At 46.6% G+C, this 22,759-nt stretch carries 16 protein-coding genes; 5 read left to right on the forward strand and 11 right to left on the reverse strand.

Annotation, left to right across the window (positions count from 1 at the left end):
• Nucleotides 1–5: 5 nt before the first annotated feature.
• The 8 genes from GZ78_RS06250 to GZ78_RS06285 form a co-directional block, all read right to left on the reverse strand.
• On the reverse strand, nt 6–3,017 hold the full coding sequence (locus tag GZ78_RS06250) for an ATP-binding protein (protein WP_034833534.1): 3,012 nt from the start codon (nt 3,015–3,017) through the stop codon (nt 6–8).
• A gap of 42 nt (nt 3,018–3,059) precedes the next feature.
• Nucleotides 3,060–4,100, reverse strand: a complete 1,041-nt coding sequence (locus tag GZ78_RS06255; RefSeq protein WP_034834355.1) for a DNA cytosine methyltransferase — start codon at nt 4,098–4,100, stop codon at nt 3,060–3,062.
• Nucleotides 4,101–4,435: 335 nt separating this feature from the next.
• On the reverse strand, nt 4,436–5,341 hold the full coding sequence (locus GZ78_RS06260; protein ID WP_034833535.1) for a hydroxymethylglutaryl-CoA lyase: 906 nt from the start codon (nt 5,339–5,341) through the stop codon (nt 4,436–4,438).
• Complete coding sequence (locus GZ78_RS06265; RefSeq protein WP_236631485.1) at nt 5,331–7,334, reverse strand: acetyl/propionyl/methylcrotonyl-CoA carboxylase subunit alpha; 2,004 nt, start codon at nt 7,332–7,334, stop codon at nt 5,331–5,333. The genes GZ78_RS06260 and GZ78_RS06265 overlap by 11 nt, the downstream gene beginning before the upstream one ends.
• Nucleotides 7,331–8,116 (reverse strand): enoyl-CoA hydratase-related protein, encoded by a 786-nt coding sequence (locus tag GZ78_RS06270; protein ID WP_034833536.1) that lies wholly within the window; start codon nt 8,114–8,116, stop codon nt 7,331–7,333. Before GZ78_RS06270 ends, GZ78_RS06265 begins: the two co-directional genes overlap by 4 nt.
• A gap of 17 nt (nt 8,117–8,133) precedes the next feature.
• Nucleotides 8,134–9,741 carry a carboxyl transferase domain-containing protein gene (locus GZ78_RS06275; RefSeq protein ID WP_034833538.1) on the reverse strand — a complete coding sequence of 536 codons (1,608 nt, stop codon included), beginning with the start codon at nt 9,739–9,741 and terminating at the stop codon, nt 8,134–8,136.
• A gap of 166 nt (nt 9,742–9,907) precedes the next feature.
• Entirely contained in the window at nt 9,908–11,071 is a 1,164-nt protein-coding gene (locus GZ78_RS06280; protein WP_034833540.1) for an isovaleryl-CoA dehydrogenase, read from the reverse strand.
• Between the two features lie 229 nt (nt 11,072–11,300).
• Nucleotides 11,301–12,356 (reverse strand): glycosyltransferase family 32 protein, encoded by a 1,056-nt coding sequence (locus GZ78_RS06285; protein ID WP_152558572.1) that lies wholly within the window; start codon nt 12,354–12,356, stop codon nt 11,301–11,303.
• Between the two features lie 335 nt (nt 12,357–12,691).
• Between GZ78_RS06285 and GZ78_RS27215 the strand changes: the two genes are divergently transcribed.
• The 3 genes from GZ78_RS27215 (at nt 12,692) to GZ78_RS06300 (ending at nt 16,017) form a co-directional block, all read left to right on the forward strand.
• Nucleotides 12,692–13,342, forward strand: a complete 651-nt coding sequence (locus GZ78_RS27215) for a TetR/AcrR family transcriptional regulator (RefSeq protein ID WP_051785879.1) — start codon at nt 12,692–12,694, stop codon at nt 13,340–13,342.
• A 341-nt stretch (nt 13,343–13,683) separates the two neighbouring features.
• On the forward strand, nt 13,684–15,480 hold the full coding sequence (locus tag GZ78_RS06295) for an acyl-CoA dehydrogenase C-terminal domain-containing protein (protein WP_034833543.1): 1,797 nt from the start codon (nt 13,684–13,686) through the stop codon (nt 15,478–15,480).
• A gap of 54 nt (nt 15,481–15,534) precedes the next feature.
• Nucleotides 15,535–16,017: a GNAT family N-acetyltransferase gene (locus GZ78_RS06300; RefSeq protein ID WP_051785880.1), complete on the forward strand. Its 483-nt coding sequence runs from the start codon at nt 15,535–15,537 to the stop codon at nt 16,015–16,017.
• Nucleotides 16,018–16,258: 241 nt separating this feature from the next.
• Here the strand turns inward: GZ78_RS06300 and GZ78_RS06305 are convergent, their stop codons facing one another.
• The 3 genes from GZ78_RS06305 to GZ78_RS06315 form a co-directional block, all read right to left on the reverse strand.
• The gene (locus GZ78_RS06305; RefSeq protein WP_034833545.1) at nt 16,259–17,032 is read right to left on the reverse strand and encodes an SDR family NAD(P)-dependent oxidoreductase; all 774 of its coding nucleotides are present in this window, start codon (nt 17,030–17,032) and stop codon (nt 16,259–16,261) included.
• Nucleotides 17,033–17,294: 262 nt separating this feature from the next.
• Nucleotides 17,295–17,870: a TetR/AcrR family transcriptional regulator gene (locus tag GZ78_RS27220; RefSeq protein WP_051785881.1), complete on the reverse strand. Its 576-nt coding sequence runs from the start codon at nt 17,868–17,870 to the stop codon at nt 17,295–17,297.
• 85 nt (nt 17,871–17,955) lie between these two features.
• On the reverse strand, nt 17,956–19,524 hold the full coding sequence (locus GZ78_RS06315; RefSeq protein ID WP_236631486.1) for a hypothetical protein: 1,569 nt from the start codon (nt 19,522–19,524) through the stop codon (nt 17,956–17,958).
• Between the two features lie 282 nt (nt 19,525–19,806).
• Here GZ78_RS06315 and GZ78_RS06325 point away from each other — a divergent pair, with 282 nt between their 5' ends.
• Together GZ78_RS06325 and GZ78_RS06330 are read left to right on the forward strand one after the other, a co-directional pair.
• Nucleotides 19,807–21,501, forward strand: coding sequence for a class I adenylate-forming enzyme family protein (locus GZ78_RS06325; RefSeq protein ID WP_034833549.1), 1,695 nt, complete (start codon nt 19,807–19,809; stop codon nt 21,499–21,501).
• A gap of 198 nt (nt 21,502–21,699) precedes the next feature.
• Complete coding sequence (locus GZ78_RS06330) at nt 21,700–22,716, forward strand: MBL fold metallo-hydrolase (protein WP_051785882.1); 1,017 nt, start codon at nt 21,700–21,702, stop codon at nt 22,714–22,716.
• The last annotated feature ends 43 nt before the right edge of the window (nt 22,717–22,759 follow it).

Here is a 22,759-nt window from a genome sequence, read left to right on the forward strand (position 1 = left end):
GATGATCAAAACTCCAGCTCAAGTGAAGGGTTGTCTGATTCATTAATTTCGTGGGTGACATGGACTAAAAATTTTGGGTGCACATTTTTACCAGCTTGCAAAAGCTCCAAATCCATACCTTCATGACGCAATGCTTTACGAGAGATGCTCAACCCCATGCCTCTACCATTCTCCTTAGTAGAAAAGCCAAAATCAAAAATAGTATCAGCATGGCGGGCATCGATCCCTGGACCATAGTTCTCAACTAGGAGGCCATCAGGATGATAGTCAAGTTTGATAATGCGACTTTCTTTTTCAGTATTTTCTAACCAGTGACAGGCATTGTCGACGAGATTGACAAATACTGGCAATATGCTTGAAATGTATGTGTTTACAACGGTTCCACGGAATTTATCTGTAACTTCAAACTTTATGCCTTTCTGTTCAAAACGCTCTCCAAAAAGATCCAGAAGGTACTTCCTGATTTCATCACCAACCAGCGTCGTTTTATTTCTATTGAGCCTTCTGTCCATAGGGGCAAAAAGGCGAAGATATTCTTCAAGGTGCATAAAGCCGGAACTGAGCTCCTTGTATAACTGGCGAAGAGGAGGAGTGCCTTTTGCCCAGACTTGGAGCTGTCTGATATTTCGCTTTATTTTTCGGACGGTGCTGTTGAACTCATGCTGAACTATCCCCAGGGCCATACCAACTTGGGCCCATTGTAGTGAGCTTTCCAATTCCTCTTTCAGAGCTTCATTATTTTGTTCAAGTGCAGACGTTACATCGTCAGGTAATACGTCTTCTGACAAATATCTGCTCCAATTGTCGAGCTGCTTGTGCAAGCTGTCGAGATAGGCTCGCTCTTTTTCAGCTGTGCTTTCCAATCGCTCTTCTAACAAAGATCTAAAGCTGGCTAGCTCGCTACTTGGCATTTGAGATAAGTTTGCACGCTCAAAGTCAGAGAGTATGGTAGCCATTTCATTGCTTAACCGACTCTTACTCTCTCTGATGCTTTTACGAATGATATCCTGTGTTTTTAGCAACTCAGTGTTTGCCATCTTCTGGCTTTTCTGAACAGACTTTGTCAGCTGTTCTTTCCTTTCGCTGATCGCTGAGTGTATAAGTTGACGCTTATCGACAGCTTTTTGATGTTTATCAATAAACTCAGTAAGCTTGCTTTCAACATGTCGATTGGCAGGATCAAGGCTGTTTAGTTTCAGTTCAGAACTTATTCTCTGATAAGCGTGCCAGTCATCTTGTAAGCTTTTGTTGAGACCAAGTCCCTGTGGTTTGGAGACTTGAAATTGTTTCTTTAAGTTTTCTAAAGCTTTTTGAGTGTTTTGCTCGAGGTTGTGTAAATGTTCTGGCAGGCTATCACTCTCAACTTTATATAAAGCATCCAATTTAGAGTCAAACTTGGCAATGATCTCATCAAGTTCTTTTGTATATTGCTCATCCTCAATAGCTTTGAAAAAAGAATCTAAAGACTTGATAAATGCGCTTTTCTGAGTATTGACAAGTTTTTCTCTCTTTTTTAAAAGCTCGTTCTGAGCTTTGAACTCATCTTTCAGCAACCAGAACTCATCACTCTGGATACCTTTCTTTCTGTAAAAATCCCTTGCCACAGCAATAAACAAATTAATGAGAATTTCTTTGAACTGTCTATATGGGATGGTTTCAATGAATCCCTCCCTGCCCGCCTTCTCTTTGAGAGCGCTATTTTGATCAGAAGAAATCTCTATCGCTCCTAGAATGCGGCGGTATGAGAAAAAATAATCTTTTGCAGATTTCGTGCGACGACTCTCTATCCCAAGGAAGTCATAGTCTGAATCACCATAAGGTAAAACACGCACCCCGTTTCTAAATATATAGAGGCCACCTATCCTAGAAAGTTTTGTGTCCATCAAAGTCCATTCTTCAGCAGGAAGAGTGCTTTCATGTTTTAACCCCATCATGTAGCCAAATCGGATGCTAAATGGACCACATTTGATTTTCTCGCCTTTGCCTCTACTCCAGTTCAGAGTGTACGGCACAGGTTCATGATCATAGACTTTAACCAACCCTTGGAACTGACCATACTCATCGAATTTACCTTCAATAATCTGATCAGCGCTCAGGTACTCTTCTGGAGTAAAGAAAGCCCGCTCACTGATAAAGTCTTCAATCTCACCATTAAGATTATGCTTTCTGAAATAGGTTTTGATTGGAGGAGCTTCATTTCCAGGTAGCATAGTGTTGCTGAAGCCAGTTAGAAGCTTCTGAAGTCGAGACGCTGTTTTGCCTTCTGTATCTTCCGTCTCAAGGTCTTCATCAAGCACTGCGTCATAAGGTCTGACAATGAAAGCAGTACCGTGGGAATCCCCCTCCAGTGAAATTTCTCCGCAGCTAGCCATAACCTTTGATGGCTCAAACGTCATCAGTTCCAGGTCACTGGCAATTTGTTTTTTTGTTGCATCGGGTACCATGACTCCCAATTCATTGAGCCCTTCCATTATGCTCTTACCCATTACAGCTAGATCCTCTTGCTTAGGAAGAATTCCGCCTGGGAAAGTTTTTACAGGTATACGAATTTGCTCAAGGTTCAGTCCAGGCAGTTCAAAAATACCCCAATGAATCAGACATGCCACTGTATCGTGTAGACCATCCTCACGTTTTGCTCGAGTGATTACCAGCACAGCCGGGCCAATAGTGGCTATGGCTAATCGTCCAATACCTTTCTCACCCAAGGTCCAGCGGGGTTCTTTGCCATAATCTCCCAGCCAGTCCGCAGTGTGCTTGAGCTGCCCAACCTTGCTTTCTGTGCCAAGCGTCAGCCAACGTTCTTTGAAATCTTTTTCAGTCATACCAAAGCCATCATCCCTGAGAATCAAGGCTCGGTCCTTTACCAAGAGGTCAACTTCTACTTTACGAGCAAAAGCATCATAAGCAATTTTAAAAAGCTCATGGAGTGCGTTAGGTATCCCTGCGATCTGTTGCCTGCCAAGCAAATCGACCGCTCTGGCACGGACTTTTATTGAGGCTGAATCAGAGGTTTCCATTTTTAAACCCGCTGTTAATCCTTCCACTGTGAGAGAGGTGGCTTACTTTGATGATGAGAGGCAATCCATAATAGACGATGCCATGCGGCATATCATATTAACTGGGACAGCATTGCCAATCTGGCGTGCAATTTGACCGGAATTACCATAAAAGGAGTATTCACGAGGAAACGTCTGAAGTAAGGCTGCTTCTCTGAGAGAGATAGCTCGATCATCTTCAGGGTGAGCAAAGCGACCTCTGGTTATATCTGTACAGCCAGTAGTGAGTGTTGGCGCAACATCATCCCATTTCATTCTGCCATATACATCGGGATATGCTTTAGTGTCTTTATGACAATTAAGCTGAAGCTCATAAGGTATCGAAAACCTTGAACCACCATCCTTTTCTATATAAGAAAGCCTTTTTAGAGCAATTTCCGAGTGATTTCTGGCAAAGTGCAATTTATCTTTGGGGTCTTTCTGGCCTGCTGCAAGAGAGCGCAATCCTGAAATTGCATCTCGAACAGTAACCTTTGAGGAAGGCTTCAAGGATGCATAGAACTGTTCAGTCAGCTCTCGGCTTTTTGACGCCACCATGATGCTTCTCACTCTTCTTTGTGGCACGTTATAATGAGCAGCGTTCAAAGTTCTGGGCTCACCGAGGTAGTAACCATACTCAGACAGTTTTGTACTCAGCTTTTTGCTGACTCCACTAAGAGCTATTCCAGGGACATTCTCAAAAAAAACCACATTAGGAGTGAGCTGTTCAACGAACTTAATACATTCTAATACTAGATCTGAGCGTGGGTCATCAGATCCACGTAGACGATTTTGGCTGCTGAAGGGTTGGCAAGGAGCACAAACTACAAGCAAATCGATACTTTTATTTTGGCAAACATCAGCTGCTTTGAGGCTTCTGATATCACCCTCTGCAAGATTGACTTCAGGGTGATTCATACGGTAGGTCTTGCAAGCAACTGGGTCATTATCTACTGCCGCCAAGACCTTAAATCCTACTTGCTTAAGACCTTGGCTGACTGCCCCAGACCCACAATATAGGTCAACTGCCGTCCAAACTTTTTCTAGATTCCTTCTATTTTCCACCACAATGCCTATAAAAAATGATCAGAGACCCCAGATATGGAATTTTATCCATTGTATCAGCTCTGAGTATTCCTCTCTCATATTATTATTAGTCATAAAAGTATGAGAATTTTACAGCAATCATGAGAAAAACCACAATTTATACACTTGGATTGACTGGCTTTTCATCAATAACATAGGTATCCGAAACAGATTAAATACTAAAGCTTTAATAGTAGTCTTGTTATTATTTATTCGTATCATCTAACTGAGTCTTTGGCTTGAGGTTTTCCTTTCCTAAGCTAGAAGAACTTCGTGTAACCAGAAAGGAAAACCTAATATCCAGACTATTTTACTTAGCCGCTACTATGTGGTTTCAGTGCCAGCCCTGTGCTTGAGCGAGAACGGATGCCTAGTTGTTTGCAGATGAATGTAGCTGCTTTCAGAAGCTTGTCCATCTGAATACCGGTTTTTATATTAAGGCCTTCCATCAGATAGAGCACATCTTCAGTGGCAACATTACCTGACGCTCCTGGTGCATAGGGGCAGCCACCGAGTCCTGCTACTGCTGAGTCTACGACAGCCAGACCTTCCTCCAGAGAAGCATAAATATTGGCCAGGGCCTGCCCATAAGTGTTGTGATAATGAGCAGCAAGGTGTTCCATGGGAACATTTCGGTTGCAGGCTTCCAGTACTTTTTTAACTCGTAGAGGGGTTCCGGTACCTACCGTATCTCCAAGAGACACTTCGTAGCATCCCATTTGATACAACGCTTTGGTCACTTCGGCCACTTGTTGAGGAGTTGTTTCGCCGTCATACGGGCAACTGATAATGCAGGAAACATAGCCTCTGACAGGGATATTGTGCTGTTTGGCCAGCTCCATAACCGGTTCGAAACGCTTGAGGCTTTCGGCAATGGAGCAGTTAATGTTTTTCTGGCTGAAACCTTCGGAAGCCGAAGCAAACACGGCTGCTTCGTTTGCGCCGGCTTTAAGAGCGTCTTCCATGCCCCTCAGGTTGGGGGTTAATGCCGCATAAACGACGTTGTCCTGTCTGTAAATGGTCTGAAAAACCTGATCTGATTCTGCCATCTGGGGAACAGACTTAGGGGAGACGAAACTGCCAGTTTCAATATGTCGAAGACCGGATTGAGACAATAAATCGACCAGTTGCGCTCTGATTTCCGGAGAAACAGGTGTAGGCAGGTTCTGGAGTCCATCACGGGCACCGACTTCCACAATACGGACTGAATCAGGCAGCATTGTCGCTTTCCTCCTTGTAAGCCATGAGGGATGAACCCGCATCCACTCTGTCGCCGGCCTGGTAAAAGACGGATTCAATAATTCCGTCGCAGGGAGCGTTGATCGTGTGCTCCATTTTCATAGCTTCCATGACCAACAATGCGGTTCCAGCTTTGACCTGCTGACCTTCAGAGACCATGACAGAGCAGACGGTACCATTCATGGGTGCAGACATGGCTTCAGAACCATCGTGAGCGGCCAGGCATTGTCCTGAGAGGTCCAGTTCAATGCTGAATGACGGGAAGAAGAGCTTCAGCTTTGAGTCAGGTAAGTAAACAGCTCGATATCTAAACGTCTGTTGGCCAATAATGAGATTACCGGTTAGACGATCAGCTTCCCACTCAATGGATTCGATTTGTGCGAAACATTCTCCATCTGGCAGCTGAATGTCATAACCAGAACGGCTCTGGTTAATTTTTAGCGTATGTTGTTTGCCGTCATAAAACAGGGTTACTTGTGAAAAAAATGGAGCGGCTGGTAAAGTGCCATAGTAAGAAAGCCTGTCGTATTGAAGGAGGCCTGCTGTTACCAATGCAATCCGTATCTGATCAGGAGTCAGCTCAGTTGGTGGGTATTGATCAATAAAGTGTGTGGATAACTCAGCCTTTCTGAAGGCAGGCTCATTGACTAAATGCAGCAGGAAATCTCGATTATCACTTAAACCTGCCTGTTGATAATCAGACAAAGCCTGAGACATTTTATCGATAGCTGCTTCACGGCTTTCGGCCCAGACCACCAGTTTTGCCAGCATAGGGTCATAGTTGCTGGAGATATGATCACCTTGCTGAACACCGGTGTCGATACGGACATAATTCTTAGCCTGAGGCCACTGTAGATCCATAATTTTACCAGAGGAAGGTAAAAAATCGTGATCGGGGCTTTCGGCATAAATTCGAGCTTCAAGAGCATGACCATGACACTGGAGCTGCTCTTGAGATAAAGGTAAAGGGGCACCTGCTGCTATGGCCAGCTGCCATTCAACCAGATCCTGTCTGGTAATGGCTTCAGTCACAGGGTGTTCGACCTGCAGTCGTGTGTTCATTTCCATGAAGTAAAAACGTTCACCGTCGACCAGAAACTCAACTGTTCCTGCTCCCCGATACTGGATCGCTTTGCCGGCAGCGACTGCCGCTTCTCCCATGCTTTTCCGCATAGAGTCGGGGAGGTTAGGGGCGGGGGCTTCCTCAATGACCTTCTGGTGACGACGCTGCAATGAGCAGTCTCGGTCAAACAGATAAACGCCGGCATTGTGTCGATCGAAAAAGATTTGTACTTCTACATGGCGAGGTCTGGAAATGTAAGACTCGAGCAGCAAGTGGTCATCGCCAAAACTTTTCCGGGCTTCTCTTCGGGCAGCCTGCAGACCTTCCTGCAATTGCTCTGCATGTTCAATAATTCTCATGCCCTTGCCGCCACCACCAAGAGCGGCTTTGACCATCAGGGGATAGCCAATGCGTTCAGCCTCCAGGGTCAGGGTTTCATCAGACTGGTCGTCACCATGATAGCCGGGACAAATAGGAACACTGGCTTTTTCCATCAAAGCTTTGGCTTCACTTTTTGACCCCATGGCTCGGATAGCTTCGTGCCCGGGCCCAATGAAGTGAATACCGGCCTCATGGCAGGCCTGTGCAAATTCTGCATTCTCAGACAGAAAGCCATAGCCCGGATGTACTGCCTGTGCGCCGGATTGTTGGGCTACTTCAATCAGCTTGTCGGTGCGAAGGTAGCTTTCCTGAGCGGGAGAAGAGCCAATGTAATAAGCCTCATCGGCCAGGGTTTTATGAAGTGCCTGGTAATCCGCATCGGAATAAACGGCTACTGTCTTGATTCCCAGTTTTCTGGCGGTTGCTATCACCCGGCAGGCGATTTCACCCCGGTTGGCAATGAGAATCTTATCGAAATGTTTCACGTTCTGGAGGCGGTTATTCGAGCTCATGACGGTATTCTGACTCATGGCTGCCTCCAGGATGGGTGGCGTTTTTCAAGAAACGAGGCCAGACCTTCCTGGCCTTCGGGCGAGACCCGAACCCGGGCTATTTCCCGGCAAGCCATTTCAACGAACTCATCATCAATAGGTCTGTTATGAACTTTGTGCAACATGCTTTTTGCCAGTCGGGTTGCTGACGGGCCATTACCAAGAATCTGTTGTGTCAGTTCATCGGCTTTGGCATTGAGCTCTGATAGCGGAACCAGTTCATGAAGCAACTCCAGTTCAAGCGCTTTTTCGCCAGAAAATACTTCCGCCGTGAGAAAGTACCGACGAGCCTGACGTGTACCAATGGCCTGCCCGACATAGGCGCTGATGACCGCAGGAATCAGACCAATCTTGACTTCGCTGAGGCTGAACCGGGTGTTTTCCGCACCGACTGCAATATCGCAGGCGGAAATTAACCCAATAGCACCACCAAAGGCGGCGCCCTGTACCACCGCCATAGTAGGCGCAGGGAAGTGATTCAAGGTGTAAAGCAGTTCCGATAGCGTACGAGCGTCGTCGTAATTTTCCTGCTCACTGAGATGAATGGAGTTCTTCATCCAGTTAAGGTCACCTCCGGCAGAAAAATGTTTGCCGGAGCCTCTCAGTTGCAGCAGTCGTGTCTCTTCACCAGACAGTTGTTTCAGTGCATCAATCAGTTCGCTGATCAGCTCTGCATTAAAGGCATTGCCCACTTCCGGACGGTTCATGGTGATGCTGGCAACGCCATTGCTGGCTGTTTCGATAATTAGAGGGTTACTCATGGTATTACTTCCCTGCCTTACATTCTGAAAATGCCGAAGCGAGTCTCTTCAATGGGAGCGTTCAGGGTTGCAGAAAGACTCTGGCCCAGAACATCACGGGTATCGGCGGGGTCAATAATGCCATCGTCCCAGAGTCTGGCACTGGCGTAGATAGGATTACCCTTGAGGTCATAAGTCTCAACAACGGGGTTTTTGATGGCGGCTTCTTCTTCCGCTGAAAGTGTTTCGCCCTTTCTTGCCAGACTGTCTTTTTTAACTTGAGCTAATACTTCAGCAGCTTGTTCTCCGCCCATGACCGAGATTCTTGCATTGGGCCAGGTCCACAGGAATCTTGGATCATAAGCCCGACCACACATGCCATAGTTTCCGGCACCAAAACTGCCGCCAATAATGACAGTGAACTTTGGGACAGCGGCGCAGGCTACAGCATTAACCATCTTGGCTCCGTCTTTAGCAATACCCCCTGCTTCATACATTGAACCCACCATAAAGCCCGTGATGTTTTGCAAGAAAACCAGAGGTATACGTCTCTGACAACACAGTTCAATGAAGTGAGCACCTTTTTGGGCAGACTCAGAGAAAAGAACACCGTTGTTGGCCAGAATGCCAACCGGATGACCATGTATTCTGGCAAAGCCGCAGACCAGTGTATTGCCATAGCTGGCTTTAAATTCATCGAATTCAGAGCCGTCGACGATCCGGGCAATGACTTCACGAACGTCGTAGTTTTGCTTCAGGTCAGAAGGAATCAGGCCATAGAGCTCGCTGGGGTCATAGACAGGAGCAACGGGCTTTTCTACCGGAATGGAATTGTTTTTCTTTTTGTTTAACCTGCCAATGGAGCGTCTGACGAGCTCAAGGGCATGGGCATCATTTTCCGCCATATGATCAGCCACACCAGACTGTTCGCAATGAACCTTGGCGCCGCCCAGTTCTTCAGCCGTCACTTCTTCCCCGGTGGCTGCTTTTACCAGCGGTGGGCCAGCCAGAAAGATGGTGCCCTGGCTTCTGACAATGATGGTTTCATCGGCCATGGCGGGTACATAAGCACCGCCTGCGGTACAAGATCCCATAACCGCTGCAATTTGGGGGATACCTTTGGCAGACATGTTGGCCTGATTAAAGAAAATTCGGCCAAAATGCTCTCGGTCTGGAAAGACTTCATCCTGGTAGGGGAGGTTGGCGCCTCCGGAATCCACCAGATAGATGCAGGGCAAATGATTTTGTTCGGCAATCGTCTGGGCACGCAGGTGTTTTTTTACAGTGAGTGGAAAGTAACTGCCGCCTTTCACAGTGGCATCGTTGGCGACGATCATGCACTCGATACCGGCTACGAAGCCAATACCTGCAACAACACCGGCACAAGGTGCATCATTATTGTAAATGTCAGCGGCTGCAAAACGACCGACTTCAAGAAAGGGGGAGTTGGGGTCAAGCAGTTGTGCAATACGATCCCTGGCTAACAGTTTGCCTCTGGCAATATGGTTTTCTCTGGACCTTGGACTGCCGCCCTGAGCAATGGTCTCAAAGCGTGAGTTGATTTGATCAACAAGAGCCTGCATATGTCGGCGGTTCTTGTGAAATTCGGGACTGTCGGGTGCCACTTTTGAAGATAATACGGGCATATCGATCGCCTGTGATGAAACAGTTTCTTTTGCTCATGATCTTGCAGCGTTGCGATTAGAGGTTAGATCACATACCGCATAGCAAGGTCATGGCTGTTTCAGATTTCTTATTATTGTTTTGGCAGCATTACCCCCCCAAAGAGGTCAGCAATGCTGCAAGGCGCTGTTAGCGAGATTCCTGAAACAGTTCCCTGCCAATCAGCATACGACGGATTTCTGATGTTCCGGCACCAATCTCATAAAGTTTGGCATCCCTGAGCAAGCGGCCTGTCGGGTAGTCGTTGATATAGCCATTGCCACCCAGAATTTGAATCGCATCCAGAGCCATCTGGGTAGCACGTTCAGCGCAATAAAGAATGACACCTGCTGCGTCTTTACGGGTGCTTTCTCCACGGTCACAGGCGGCAGCCACTGCATAAAGATAGGCTTTACTGGCGTTCATCTGACTGTACATGTCGGCTACTTTGCCCTGAATCAGTTGAAATTCACCAATAGATTGACCGAACTGCTTTCGGTCATGAATGTAGGGGATCACGATATCCATGCAGGATTGCATGATACCGGTAGGGCCACCAGACAAAACAACCCGTTCGTAATCGAGACCGCTCATGAGAACAGCTACGCCCTCATTAACGGTACCCAGCACATTTTCTTCGGGGACTTCACAATCCTCAAAAACCAGTTCGCAGGTGTTTGAACCTCTCATGCCCAGTTTGTCGAGCTTTTGGGCACGAGAGAAACCTTTGAAGTCCCGCTCTACGATAAAGGCCGTTATGCCTCGTGAGCCTTTTTCGGGTTCAGTTTTTGCGTAAATAACATAGGTATGGGCATCAGGACCGTTGGTGATCCACATTTTGTTGCCATTAAGAATATATCTGTCGTTTTTCTTCTCGGCTTTCAACTTCATGCTGACAACATCTGAGCCTGCATTGGGCTCACTCATGGCCAGTGCGCCGATATGCTCGCCAGAGATTAATTTGGGAAGGTACTTTTGCTTCTGAGCTTCGTTGCCATTTCGTTTGATCTGGTTGACACACAGATTGGAGTGAGCGCCGTAACTGAGAGCTACCGATGCAGACGCCCGGCTGATCTCTTCCATGGCAATGGCATGAGCGAGGTACCCCATACCAGATCCCCCGTATTCCTCTTCTACCGTGATGCCCAGTAATCCCATTTCTCCGAACTTCTGCCAGAGATCCATGGGGAATTGGTTGCTGCGGTCGACTTCCTGGGCACGAGGGGCAATTTCATTGTCGCAAAACTGTTTGACCTGCTCTCTCAGCATGTCATTGGTTTCACCCAGATTAAAGTTGAATGTCAGGTAACTCATCGAACGTCTCTTTGCTTATATTATTTTTGGCTATAGGCAGTGTTTAGCTATAGGCATTGTGAATTCGTTGGCTGCAATCCAGAAGGTTGTCCCGGAATACGCCTGAACCTGCAGTTACAGGGTAAGCAACTGCACAATATGAGATCGGTCAAGCGATAGTGTTTCACTTCTCAGAGTAAACGTAAATGCCCATTGTCGAAAGGCAGAATTTCCAGAGCAGAGGGACGCGTTATCTGTGCTTGCCAGCATAACGGTTATGGCTATTCCATGAGCTGCCATAATCAAAATGATCAATAGCAATGGCATCAGGGTATTTAATGCATGGAAAGAGGTAGAAGAGACCTGATGTACCATTGACTGTCAGGTATCGCATTTCTTTTAAATACATCTGGGGGAATTTATACTGAGGATCGGCTTCGGCAACACAAGAGTCATACCCCGCTTCTCTTAATTTCAAAGCGGTTTCTGCCAGGGTGGTGTCAGACGAAAAATCCTCCTCCCTGGGTGCCCAGTCTATATAGGGGTAAATTTTTGAATGAGGGAGCATAAGCCAGCCCAGTTGTTGATCAGGTGCTGCAGATCTGAACCAGCTCTCAATTTCTTTAAGGAAAAAGCCAGGGCCAAAAATGTCAACTTTTGAGTAGGCAATCTTGGCTTCCAGGCTGTGGATCGAAGACAGCATCTTGGATAATGCCGGGTGGTCAGGCTCCGCAGCAAAAAAACCGTTGCTTAAATAGCCTTTCTGAGAGCTTGAAAATGCAAACTCGTTGGCCGTGATCAGATTGTAAATGGACTGTGTAATCAGATCGCTCAGTTCCTCTGGTTTGAGTAACTCAAATTTCATGTCAAAGTAGAATCCACCAAAGTCATAGATAATACGATACCGCAGTGTGTCGCCGAGGCTGGCAAGGTGATTATCTTTGGATGTTTTATGTCGTTCCAGAATAGCCAGAATGGTCGAATACTCATTATCAAACAGTTCACCTATGTAGTATTCTTTCGTAGAATAGCCTGACTCGGTCCAGGTGTGTCGGATGATTTTTCCATTCTGTTCAAAAAAGTTGTTCTGAGTGGCTCGCCACAGGTTATACTCCCAGCCTTTGACCTTTTTAAAACTCTGGCTGATGATATGCAGGTATTCGGGTAGTTTATCGCCAATCCAGATTTGATGAATCTTACCCGGAATTGCTGCTTCGGTGCAGCCTGAAAGCAAGGCAAACAATAAAATGAGTGACCGACAAACACTAAAAAGTGCAGGGTTAGCCCCATTTTTTATACTTATCAATTTGGAATCCATTTTTTAACCGGTGCAGTAGAATTAAAACTTCAGCTCCAAGTGGAGTTCGTCCCAAAAGGCCTTAGATGTTAAGCTGGCGTTTTATTTGAGGGGTTGTTCGCAGTTGTTTCAAACAGCTTTGAGCAGAAAATGTCGGCATTATACCAATACCAGAATGGGCAAAGAGTTTTAATGGCCAGCATTTCAATGCAAATAATTGAGATAATATAGACAGGCTTTTGACAACTGGCAGCCTATATAACTGAACTGACCAGTTTTTATTTAAATGAAATTAAAGCGAGTAATCTAATTAAGTTAATTAACTTAATATTTATGGCACCATTATGAATGCAATTATACAGCTGACAGACGCTAAGGAAGCACTGGTAAAGGCAGCGGAAAAGCTAATAGCCGAAAGAGGGCTAGATGCTGTTTCAGATCGTGAAATAGCCAGAGCCGCAGGACAGAAAAATAATTCTGCCGTTCAGTACCATTTTGGTGACCGGGCCGGATTGATAAACGCCATTCTGGATTACCGGATGATTCCCCTCAATCAGAAGCGTCATGAGATGCTTGATGAAATTCTCAGTGGAGACGAGGCTCCAACCACTAGAGATCTGGTGAAAGTTCTGGTGATCCCTTATATGGAACACCTGAAAGCGTCCAGAGAGGAGAGCTCCTATACCAGTCTTATCAGTCAACTTTTCCAGCGTGGCAATCAGCAGATTGTTGCCATGGATACCGCCAGGAGTAGTTCTCTGGTTCGTATGACTGAAGCATTTGAGGCGGTTTTGCCAGAACTGAGTATTAAAGAGCTCTATGCCAGACTGACATTCATGGGATCGATGGTGATACATACGGTCGCTCGCTGGGATCAGCAGTGCAGGTTGGATCCACAGACCTGGACACCGGAGCATCTTGGTGAGCAGTCTCAATTCTTGATCGAGTTTATAGCCGGTGGTATGGATCAGGATGCCCTGCCAGGTGTTGTATAACCTCTGAAAGAAACAGGTATGGCTACTAAAAGTGCTGGATAGCGTTTCTCTCTACCTCTTAGGATTAAATCATCCTCTTCCCCGGACTTTTCCCTAGTGCAAATGGAGTATTGCCGGGGAGGGCCTTTCTATTAGAGTTCACCTCATAAAGATTCGAACAATCGTCTTAAATCATCATTTCAGAGGCTGACACAGTGCCAGGTCTCCAGAGACAGGCCACTTTTATTCCTGACTTCAAATAGCCTCTGAATAGATAAACAGCCATGAGCCTTATCAGCCATGAGCCTTATCAGCCATGAGCGATAAGAAATTCACGGAAGACAGTATCTGAGGACTGATACATGCCCGAGTATAAAGCGCCACTGCGTGACATCCAGTTTGTTTTGAATGACCTGCTGAATTCCGAGCAGCACTACGCAGGTCTTGAGGGGTGTGAACAGGTGTCCCCTGATGTGTTGAACGCTATCGTCGAAGAGGGCGCAAGGTTCGCAGAAAATACCCTGCATCCCCTGCAAAAAGTGGGCGATGAGGAAGGCTGTCAGTTTGAAGACGGTCAGGTGACTACACCCACCGGATTTAAAGAAGCCTTTAAATTGTGGGGTGAGGGCGGTTGGCAAGCGCTTGGCGTACCCGAGAAGGACGGTGGACAGGGGCTCCCTAATTCAGTGGGAGCCTGTATTTCAGAGTTGGCAGGCTCTGCTAACTGGGCGTTCAATATGTATACAGGTCTGGCGCTGGCGCCGGTGACCTGTTTGTTAAATGGCGGTACTGAAGAACAAAAACAGCGCTATTTACCAAAAATTCTGACCGGCGAGTCGGCCGGAGCCATGTGTCTGACAGAAGCGCACTGTGGATCAGATGTTGGTTTGTTACGTACCAAGGCCAAGCCTAATGGCGACGGTACCTATACATTGTCAGGTACCAAGATTTTCATATCCGGTGGTGAGCAGGATCTGACGGATAACATTGTCCATGCCATTCTTGCCCGAGTCGAGGGTGCGCCTGAAGGAACCAAAGGTGTTTCTCTGTTTATTGCCCCTAAATACTGGATCGAAGAAGATGGGTCAAAAGGGGACTTTAACCATATCACCTGTGGTTCAATTGAGAAAAAAATGGGCCTGAAGGGTTCCGCTACGTGTGTCATGAACTACGACGGTGCACGTGCAGTTCTCCTGGGAGAAGAAGGTCGAGGCCTGGATATAATGTTCAAGCTGATGAACTCCGCTCGTCTGGGGACTGCTTTGCAGGGGCTTTCAATGTCAGAAGCTTCTCTGCAGGGGTCCATCACTTATGCCAGAGAGCGTTTGCAAATGCGTTCGCTGACAGGCCCAAAAAATCCTGATGGTGCTGCAGATCCGATCATTGTTCACCCCGATGTTCGTCGTATGCTGATGACTCAAAAAGCCTTTACAGAAGGCTCCCGAGCTTTTGTCTACTGGTTGGCTCAGCTGGTGGATCATGAAAACTATGGCAACGAAGAACAAAAGAAAGAAGCTGAAGATCTGCTGGGTATGTTGACGCCGATTGCCAAAGCCTTCTGTACAGAAGTGTCTCAGGAAGTCACTAATCTGGGTATGCAGGTATTGGGTGGTCATGGCTACATTTCTGAACACGGCATGGAACAAATAGTCAGGGATGGGCGTATATCAACGATATACGAAGGAACAACAGGTATTCAGGCGCTCGATCTGCTGGGTAGAAAAGTAATGGGCAGCCAGGGAGCGCTTTTAGCAAGCGTTACCAAGCGGATTCACAAATACTGCAAAGCCAATAGTGATAATGAAAGTCTTCAGGCATTCATTGAACCCATGCAAGCTCTGAACAAGGAGTGGGGTGAGATCACTATGCATGTAGGTGAAAAAACCATGTCGAATCCTGATGAACTGGGAGCCGCCTCTGTAGATTACCTGATGTACTCTGGCTATGTCATTCTGGGTTATCTCTGGATGCAAATGGCCAATGTTGCCCAGAGAGAGATTGCTGAAGGCTCAACAGACCCACTGTACAAGTCGAAGGTAGCAACGGCACAATTCTATTTCGATCGTTTATTGCCCAGAGCTCAGGCTCATAAGGCTGCGATCATGGCTGGTGCAGAAAGTACCATGAGCCTGACAGAAGAAGAGTTTGTGTTCGTTTAAATAAAAAATGAGCTTGCCAGTAAATCGGGTGAGCTCTTTTTTGAAAAAAGGCTTTTGAGTATCAATATCCGAAAAGCAAAGCCATCAGAATGGGATGAAATCTTTCTGATGGGGTTCAGCACCTGGGGTGATGGGCTGGCAAAAGAAGATTATCTGAAAGAATGTCATGAAAGCGAAAAATACCAACAGGGTCATTGGTATGTTCTTGAAAAAGAAAGTAAGCCGGTTTCATCGCTTATTATTTACGAAAATCTCTTTAATTTGCCAGAAGCTTGTTTTGGTATAGGGTCTGTTGCTACCCATGAAGATCAATATAGAAGGGGTTATGCTTCAAAACTTGTGAAAGAAATATCTAAAAAATTCAAAGAACTGGATGCTCGGGGGATTTTCTTATTCTCAGATATAAATCCAGAGTTTTATAGAAAACTGGGCTTTGAATCAATTACTGCGAATCAACCTTATGACGATACTACCTGCATGGTTTTGCCTTTTAAAAGCAGAGAGCATTTGCTTTTAAAAATGCCTGATTATTTTTGATTATGAAGAGTAAGTACCTGACCAGTTGTTTTCGAATATCTGGACGGCGGCTTTTTTCATCCTTCTGCGTTCCAACTCTGGTTACGTAGCTAAGGCTACGCGCCCGGCGTTGCGCTTTGAAGGATGAAAAAATCCACTCGCCGGAATATGCGCAAGTAACTGACCAGATACTTAAATAAGATATTGCCTGAATAGTTAGGCAATATCTTATTTGTTTTATACATAAGTCTATTTAATAGACTTACCAGCCTTCAACTTTATGAACATGTTTCCATAATGCGCCCGGGAACATTCTGCGAACGCGGTTGCCCCATCGGGCAGCACTGTTAGGGAATACCCAGAATTCATTCTTGTCGATGCTTTTCTCGATGGCATCAATCACTTCTTCCGGAGCAATTGGGTCATCCCCTTCCTGAAGCATTTTTGGCCAGGCAGTTTCTTTACCCTGTTTTAACAGAGGGGTTGCTACCGCCGGAGGGCAGACACAGGCAAATCGTACGCCTGAATTGATATTCTCGTGAAAGAGTGTTTCGGTGTAGCAGGCCACTGCAAATTTACTGGCTGAGTAGGCACCGGTCAGTAGCATAGGCACCCATCCGGCCATGGAGGCAAAACTGATAAAATCACCTTTGCCTCTGGCAATCATGCCGGGTAGTACCGCGTGTGTGACATTTACCAATCCATTGTAGTTTATATTCATCATCTGCTGGGTTCGTTCAGGGCTGAATTCCAGCAGTTTTCCCAGAGGCATGATAGCTGCGCAATTATACAAACGATCAATGGGGCCAAGCTTTGCTTCGGCTTCTTCAACGGACTTTTTCACTGACTGAAAGTCGGTAATGTCGACGACAAAGGGGTGAATGGTATTGAATCCTTCAGCGGTTTCCTGAAGACCGGCTTCATTGATATCCAGTATGGCAACCTGTTTACCAGCCTTGGCCCAGCGTTGAGCTGCCAGCCTTCCCATACCACTGCCGCCACCCGTAATCAGCACTACATTTCCCTGCATGGCCATAGAGAGACTCCTGTTGCTTTTTTTATTCTTGTTTTTGCACTGAGACACTGTAAATCGTTAAGTCATATATCTTAATAGCGGGGTTAGTGTACGACAAAAAGTAGACTATGGGTACTTTTTACAAGTCGTTAACTATTTTTTGCTGTGGGTGCTCTAATATCATCTGTGAAGCAGGGCTGGCCATAGATTCACTGTCTTGTGAAATGAGCTCTTGCAGAGAAGCAGTGTCCAGTTTTACTGACTCAAACCACTGTCGTTCAAGTCAGTATTCCTCTTCTTCTACAGTCATCCCCAGAGTATGAATAAACTCACTGCCGGCAACGGATTCATCAAAGTCACTGGAGCCGAGAGTCAACTGGGTAGTGGCTGTATGCATGGCTGCCCCCATCATCATCATGGCGGCCAGTTTTGGATTAAAACGATCAGAAGTTTGTCCTTCTGACTTGAGCGTCTTAAAACGATGGAAGAGTGCAAGACGGGGCGGATAAAACCCTTGAGGATTGTCGTGTTTTTTCTGAGGTGAAGAAAGGAAAGGGGCCGTCATGGGTAGAATGGTACGAAAGTAAATAATTGAGTGTCTGAAGACCTCTTCAAGCCAGTGTTCAAGATCATCAAAGTCAGACTCAATACACTCTACCAAGGCTTTTTGTTCAGGCATAGCCTCACGAACTATGGCTTGTATCAGGCCACTTTTATCACCAAAGTTGTTGAAGACACTGGCTTCTGTTACACCTGCATGCTGGGCGACCGCTTTGGTGGTGATTGCTTTGATGCCTCCTGAATCCAGTAAGGAACGTGCAGCAACTATGATCTGATTTCTTACCCTGGGTCTGGGCATGCTCACTCCTTTGACTGTTAGAGTTCTTTATCAGGCACAATGAATGACTCATTATGCCTGAAATTCAGAACTTTTATTGCCCGGTTTAGAGTTTAGGGCTTTGTCTATTACCGTCCCAAATAGCTAAAATACCATTGAGAGTGCCTATATAAGCAGTGCCATCAGGGCCAATAGAGATGGGGGCCCAGTTATTATCAAACTGCTGACCGGCGCCTGTTCGAATCTTGAATGCAGTTTCACCTGTTTCAGCGTCCAGAGCCATCAGATACCAGGCCATTTCATTGGTTCCTTCCTGAGCTTCAAATGTATAGAAGTATGCCAGGCCGTTAGCGGAAGATAGTTTCGGTACCACGGACGGTGCTTTTTCTGAAGAAGTCCAGGCTACGTCACAACCTGATTCGTCTTCTCTGACATCAATTTTGCTGATGCCGCCGGTAACCGTACTCCAATCTTTGTGTTCCATGGCGTTGGTATAGCCAAAATTGTTCTCAATAATAATGGATCGGCCATACCCAATCATTGAATTATCGGTAGAGGACTTGCCTGCGGTGAAAAGAGGTACGCTGCAGATTAAACGATCACCTTTGAAGTCAGCTTCACGACGATAGACCAGAAGATTGATTTTTTCATCAGCGTTATCGGTGACAGTAATGTATTTATCACCGATGAGTGTGGGGGTTGTGCCCGACCCCTGGTTTATAGAACCTACTTTACGAGAACTGCCTCTGTCGTAAGTTTCTCTCCAAATGGTTTTAGGGCTCCCGTCAGCGTCTGCTTTCATGCTGTAGGTAGCGTGGTCAGAGACAATATAAACAGCATTCTGATCAACTGAGAATCCATTCTGTATTTCTTCATTCGCTAAATGAATGCCTTTGATCTCTCCGTTATCCGGGTTCAGAGTACCCACCCGACCGAATCGGGTAACCCACCAGATCAAACCGTTGTGATCGGGCATTACCGCGGTAATGGGGTCGCATTCACCACTGGGGAACCAGTTCCCCCAATCCATGCAATCATTGGGCACATCCTGGCTAAGGTCCCAGCTGTCCTCCAGATTAAATGACCAGTTACCTTGCTCATCCTGTGAATGACCCACTCTGACAATAGTCTGAGTACTGTCTGCTAAAACAACACGGTCTTTGTCGTCCAGGTAGTAATATGCGCCTCCTGATGTGTCGGACATGATGACGTCCCTGTCTCTTTTAACCAGAGCCTGAAAACTGCTCGGTCTGGATGGCAGTTTGTAGCGTGCCAGCAGTTCGAGTGATTGAGGGGACAATAACTGAAGTTCAAACCCCACCATGGAGGCGCAGAGAGCAACCAGTTGTCCTTGTTGGTCAAACGTGATGGTGGCGCACATGCCTCCTGGCAGCTTTGAGCCGCTACGGGTTGTCATTTGAGGGTCGATACCCAGAGGCCCCATGGCACTGTGGACATCTGAGTTATAGCCATCACTGTGCATTGTACTTTTGCTGTGGGGAGCCATGAATAAATTATCTGCAGGCTTACCCTCAAAAGGTTTGGGGGTGGCCGGACTACCGATGAAAGCCGGAGCAGTCAGTTCTGCTGTTTGCAAGGATTCAGGTTGTTGGGTGGGGCTGCAGCCTGAAATCAGAAAACTGGCTCCTACCAGGAAAAAACCTTTTTTTATCATTGTCGACATCCTGTGTGCTGTTGTTTTTATAGCGCTACTATAAAAACGAAAGTCGTCCGGTGACAAGCCTTATTTTCAGAAAAATCGATTGTTTAATCCTTTGTGTACGGGCTTTTTAAATAAAAGAGAAAACTGAACGGTAAAAAATGGCCGGTTTTGTCATTGCCTGTTTCCACAGGAAAGTGATCATAGGTGGCAATGAGCTGGAGTAAAAAAATATGCCTATAGCGCACAAAAGAATGCCCATGGCGAAAAAATAGAATAACAAAGGATAACCAACCGATGTCCCAATCCATTGCCGCGTTGAAAGCAGTTGTAAGTGGGCTGACCCAACCAGGGGGTCAGTTTGAAATGGGAGACACACAGATCAATGGAATCCAGTACAAAAGTTATAAGAATGCACCTGCTACTTTGACAGAGATTTACCAGGCGAGCACAGCCTTTGGCGATGCTCCCTTTCTGGTTTATGAGGATGAAACCTATAGCTTCAAGGAAGTGTTTGAGCTTTCTCAGAAGCTGTCAGCCCGCCTTGTTCAACAAGGTGTGAAAAAAGGTGATCGTGTGGCGATTGCCATGCGGAACTGCCCGGAGTGGGTAGTTGCTTTTATGGCGGTGACTTCTGCCGGAGCCATTGCCGTCGCACTGAACAGCTGGGGTGAAGCGGATGAGCTGGCGTATGGTCTGACTGATTCCGGTGCTTCACTGGCATTTCTCGACGGTCGTCGTCTGGAGTTATTGTCTGACAAGCTCTCAGATCTGGGTATTAAGGCTGTGGCAGTTAGAGTTGAGAATGACTTGCCGGCAAATACTTTGTCCTGGAGCCAACTGCTGGCTTCTCCGGCTGCTGAGCAAACCGTTGATATCAGTGCTGATGATTCTGCATTCATCATGTACACCTCTGGGACAACCGGGCGTCCCAAGGGGGCGTTAACCTCCCATTGGACCGCAGGTCAGGCCGTTATGTGCGGTTCTATGGCGGGAATGGTGGTGGCCTCTCAGCATCCTAAAACGATTGAAAAGCTCATGGCTCGTGCCAAGCCTACCGCTATTATGCTCTCACTGCCCTTGTTTCATGGCAGTGGCCTGATGACAGTCATATTCAGTGCGCTTAGAAACGGCACTAAGGTGGTTATGCAGCCTAAATGGGACCCGACAGAAGCTCTGAAGCTGATCGAAAGGGAAGGTGTCGGTACTCTTTCTGGTGCGGCCAAGATGATCTGGGATTTGCTGGAGCATCCTGATTTTGATCAGTACGACACCAGTAGTATTTTTAATATGACAGGCGTTGGAGCTGCCCAGCCAGAAACCCTGGTGAAAGATATTCTGACGGCTTTCCCTGATAATTTCACAGGGACGGGCTACGGTATGACGGAGTGCAACATGTTTGCCACGCTCAATACCGGGCCAACTTACCTTGAGAATAAAGACAGTGTAGGCCTTCCTTATCCTGTGACAGAAATCAAGATTGTAGACGAACAAGGTAAAGAGTTACCCATAGGTGAGGTCGGAGAAATTTGCATCAAGGGGCCAACACTGGTTGATGGCTATTGGGGTAAACCTGAAGCCACAGCAGAAACCATTATTGATGGCTGGCTGCATGGTGGAGACATAGGCTATCTCGGTGAGAATGGTCTGGTTTATGTCTGCGACCGGAAAAAAGATGTAGTGATTCGTGGTGGTGAGAATATCTACTGCGTAGAGGTTGAGTCAGTTATCAATGCTCATACCTGTGTGGATGAGTGTGCAGTATTTGGTGTACCTCATGAGCGCTGGGGTGAAGAACTGGCCGTCACGCTGCGACTCAAGCAGGATTCTGATTTATCGGAAGACACTTTGAAAGAGCATGTCAGTCGTCATCTGGCCCGGTTTAAGGTGCCCACGTACGTTAAAATAATCAGTGAACCATTGCCGCGTAATGCTATGCAAAAAGTGCTGAAGCACGAAGTTCGTAGACAGTATCTGGAAAAACTGGCTTAATTTGAGGGTCTGATAAAGAAGGCTGGCAGATGAAACACTGACCAGCCTTTTTTGTCTGCGGTCAGACATCAGGCTTTAGTCTGTGCCAATCTAAAAGCAAACAGCCATGAGCGAAAAGTGCGGCTCACTTCAAAGTATTGAGATGACTGCAGGACCTGACAGAGCTGTGCTTTCATACTAATAAAGTGCGAAAAGCCTATGACTGAATTACTCTACCCGATTAATGGGGTGCCAGAACCCGGTAAAACGATCGAAGTTGTCCCGGGTGTCAAATGGCTGAGAATGCCGCTCTTCATGAAGCTGGATCATATCAATCTATATCTGATCAAAGACAACGATGGCTGGTTTATTGTTGATACAGGGCTCAGGGGAGAAAAGACTCGAGAATATTGGGAAACCATTTTTGAGCATGAACTGGAAGGTTTGCCGGTAAAAGGCGTTCTGGTGACTCACCTTCATCCCGATCATGTAGGACAGGCAGGCTGGCTGACAGAAAAGTGGCAGACAGACCTCTGGATGACCCGAACAGAATATCTGGCTACTCGTCTATACATGAGCTCTACGGGGCACTCTGAAGCTTATCTTTCTTTCTTTGAGCGGGCCGGACTGGATGAGTCGGCTATGGAGCATTTAAGAAAGGGTACCAGTGGTATCAGTAAGATGGTGGAGCCTCTTCCCGGTAGTTTTCGTCGTCTGGAAAATGGCCAGACACTGGTCATCGGCGAGCAGGAGTGGCGTATCATTGTCGGCTATGGTCATTCGCCAGAGCATGCCTGCTTGTATTGTGAGTCCCTCAATATACTGATTTCAGGAGATCAGGTATTACCGAAAATCACCCCCAATATTTCTGTCAACAGTACTGAGCCAGAAGCAGATGCATTGAAGGTCTTTCTTGAAACGTTAGAGCAGTTGAAACAATTGCCCGAAGATACGTTGACTCTCCCCGCGCATAATGATCCTTTTCTGGGCTTGCATACCCGGTTGCAGGCTATGATCGATCACCATCAAGAGAATGTTGACCGTCTTGCTGAGCTCTGTAAAGAGCCTGTTCCTGCTCTTGAATTGATTGAGCCTTTATTTAAACGGCCTTTGAAAGGGGCGGAAATGATGATGGGCATGGGGGAATGTATTGCTCACCTTAATTACATGATGAATCAGGGCAGAATGATTCGTAATCTGGCGGATGGGGTTTATTTCTATCAGTCCGCAAGCTGAACAGAAAACGGTAATCCTACACATTCTTCAATCCTGCATTACA

It is taken from the genome of Endozoicomonas numazuensis, from assembly GCF_000722635.1.
GTDB lineage: Bacteria > Pseudomonadota > Gammaproteobacteria > Pseudomonadales > Endozoicomonadaceae > Endozoicomonas_A > Endozoicomonas_A numazuensis.

Excerpts from the sequence above, each read along its gene's own strand:
- GZ78_RS06250 (WP_034833534.1), bottom strand. The coding sequence starts at position 3,017 with ATGGAAACCTCTGATTCAGCCTCAATAAAAGTCCGTGCCAGAGCGGTC.
- GZ78_RS06260 (WP_034833535.1), bottom strand. The coding sequence starts at position 5,341 with ATGCTGCCTGATTCAGTCCGTATTGTGGAAGTCGGTGCCCGTGATGGA.
- GZ78_RS06265 (WP_236631485.1), bottom strand. The coding sequence starts at position 7,334 with ATGAGTCAGAATACCGTCATGAGCTCGAATAACCGCCTCCAGAACGTG.
- GZ78_RS06270 (WP_034833536.1), bottom strand. The coding sequence starts at position 8,116 with ATGAGTAACCCTCTAATTATCGAAACAGCCAGCAATGGCGTTGCCAGC.
- GZ78_RS06275 (WP_034833538.1), bottom strand. The coding sequence starts at position 9,741 with ATGCCCGTATTATCTTCAAAAGTGGCACCCGACAGTCCCGAATTTCAC.
- GZ78_RS06280 (WP_034833540.1), bottom strand. The coding sequence starts at position 11,071 with ATGAGTTACCTGACATTCAACTTTAATCTGGGTGAAACCAATGACATG.
- GZ78_RS27215 (WP_051785879.1), top strand. The coding sequence starts at position 12,692 with ATGAATGCAATTATACAGCTGACAGACGCTAAGGAAGCACTGGTAAAG.
- GZ78_RS06295 (WP_034833543.1), top strand. The coding sequence starts at position 13,684 with ATGCCCGAGTATAAAGCGCCACTGCGTGACATCCAGTTTGTTTTGAAT.
- GZ78_RS06305 (WP_034833545.1), bottom strand. The coding sequence starts at position 17,032 with ATGGCCATGCAGGGAAATGTAGTGCTGATTACGGGTGGCGGCAGTGGT.
- GZ78_RS27220 (WP_051785881.1), bottom strand. The coding sequence starts at position 17,870 with ATGCCCAGACCCAGGGTAAGAAATCAGATCATAGTTGCTGCACGTTCC.
- GZ78_RS06315 (WP_236631486.1), bottom strand. The coding sequence starts at position 19,524 with ATGATAAAAAAAGGTTTTTTCCTGGTAGGAGCCAGTTTTCTGATTTCA.
- GZ78_RS06325 (WP_034833549.1), top strand. The coding sequence starts at position 19,807 with ATGTCCCAATCCATTGCCGCGTTGAAAGCAGTTGTAAGTGGGCTGACC.
- GZ78_RS06330 (WP_051785882.1), top strand. The coding sequence starts at position 21,700 with ATGACTGAATTACTCTACCCGATTAATGGGGTGCCAGAACCCGGTAAA.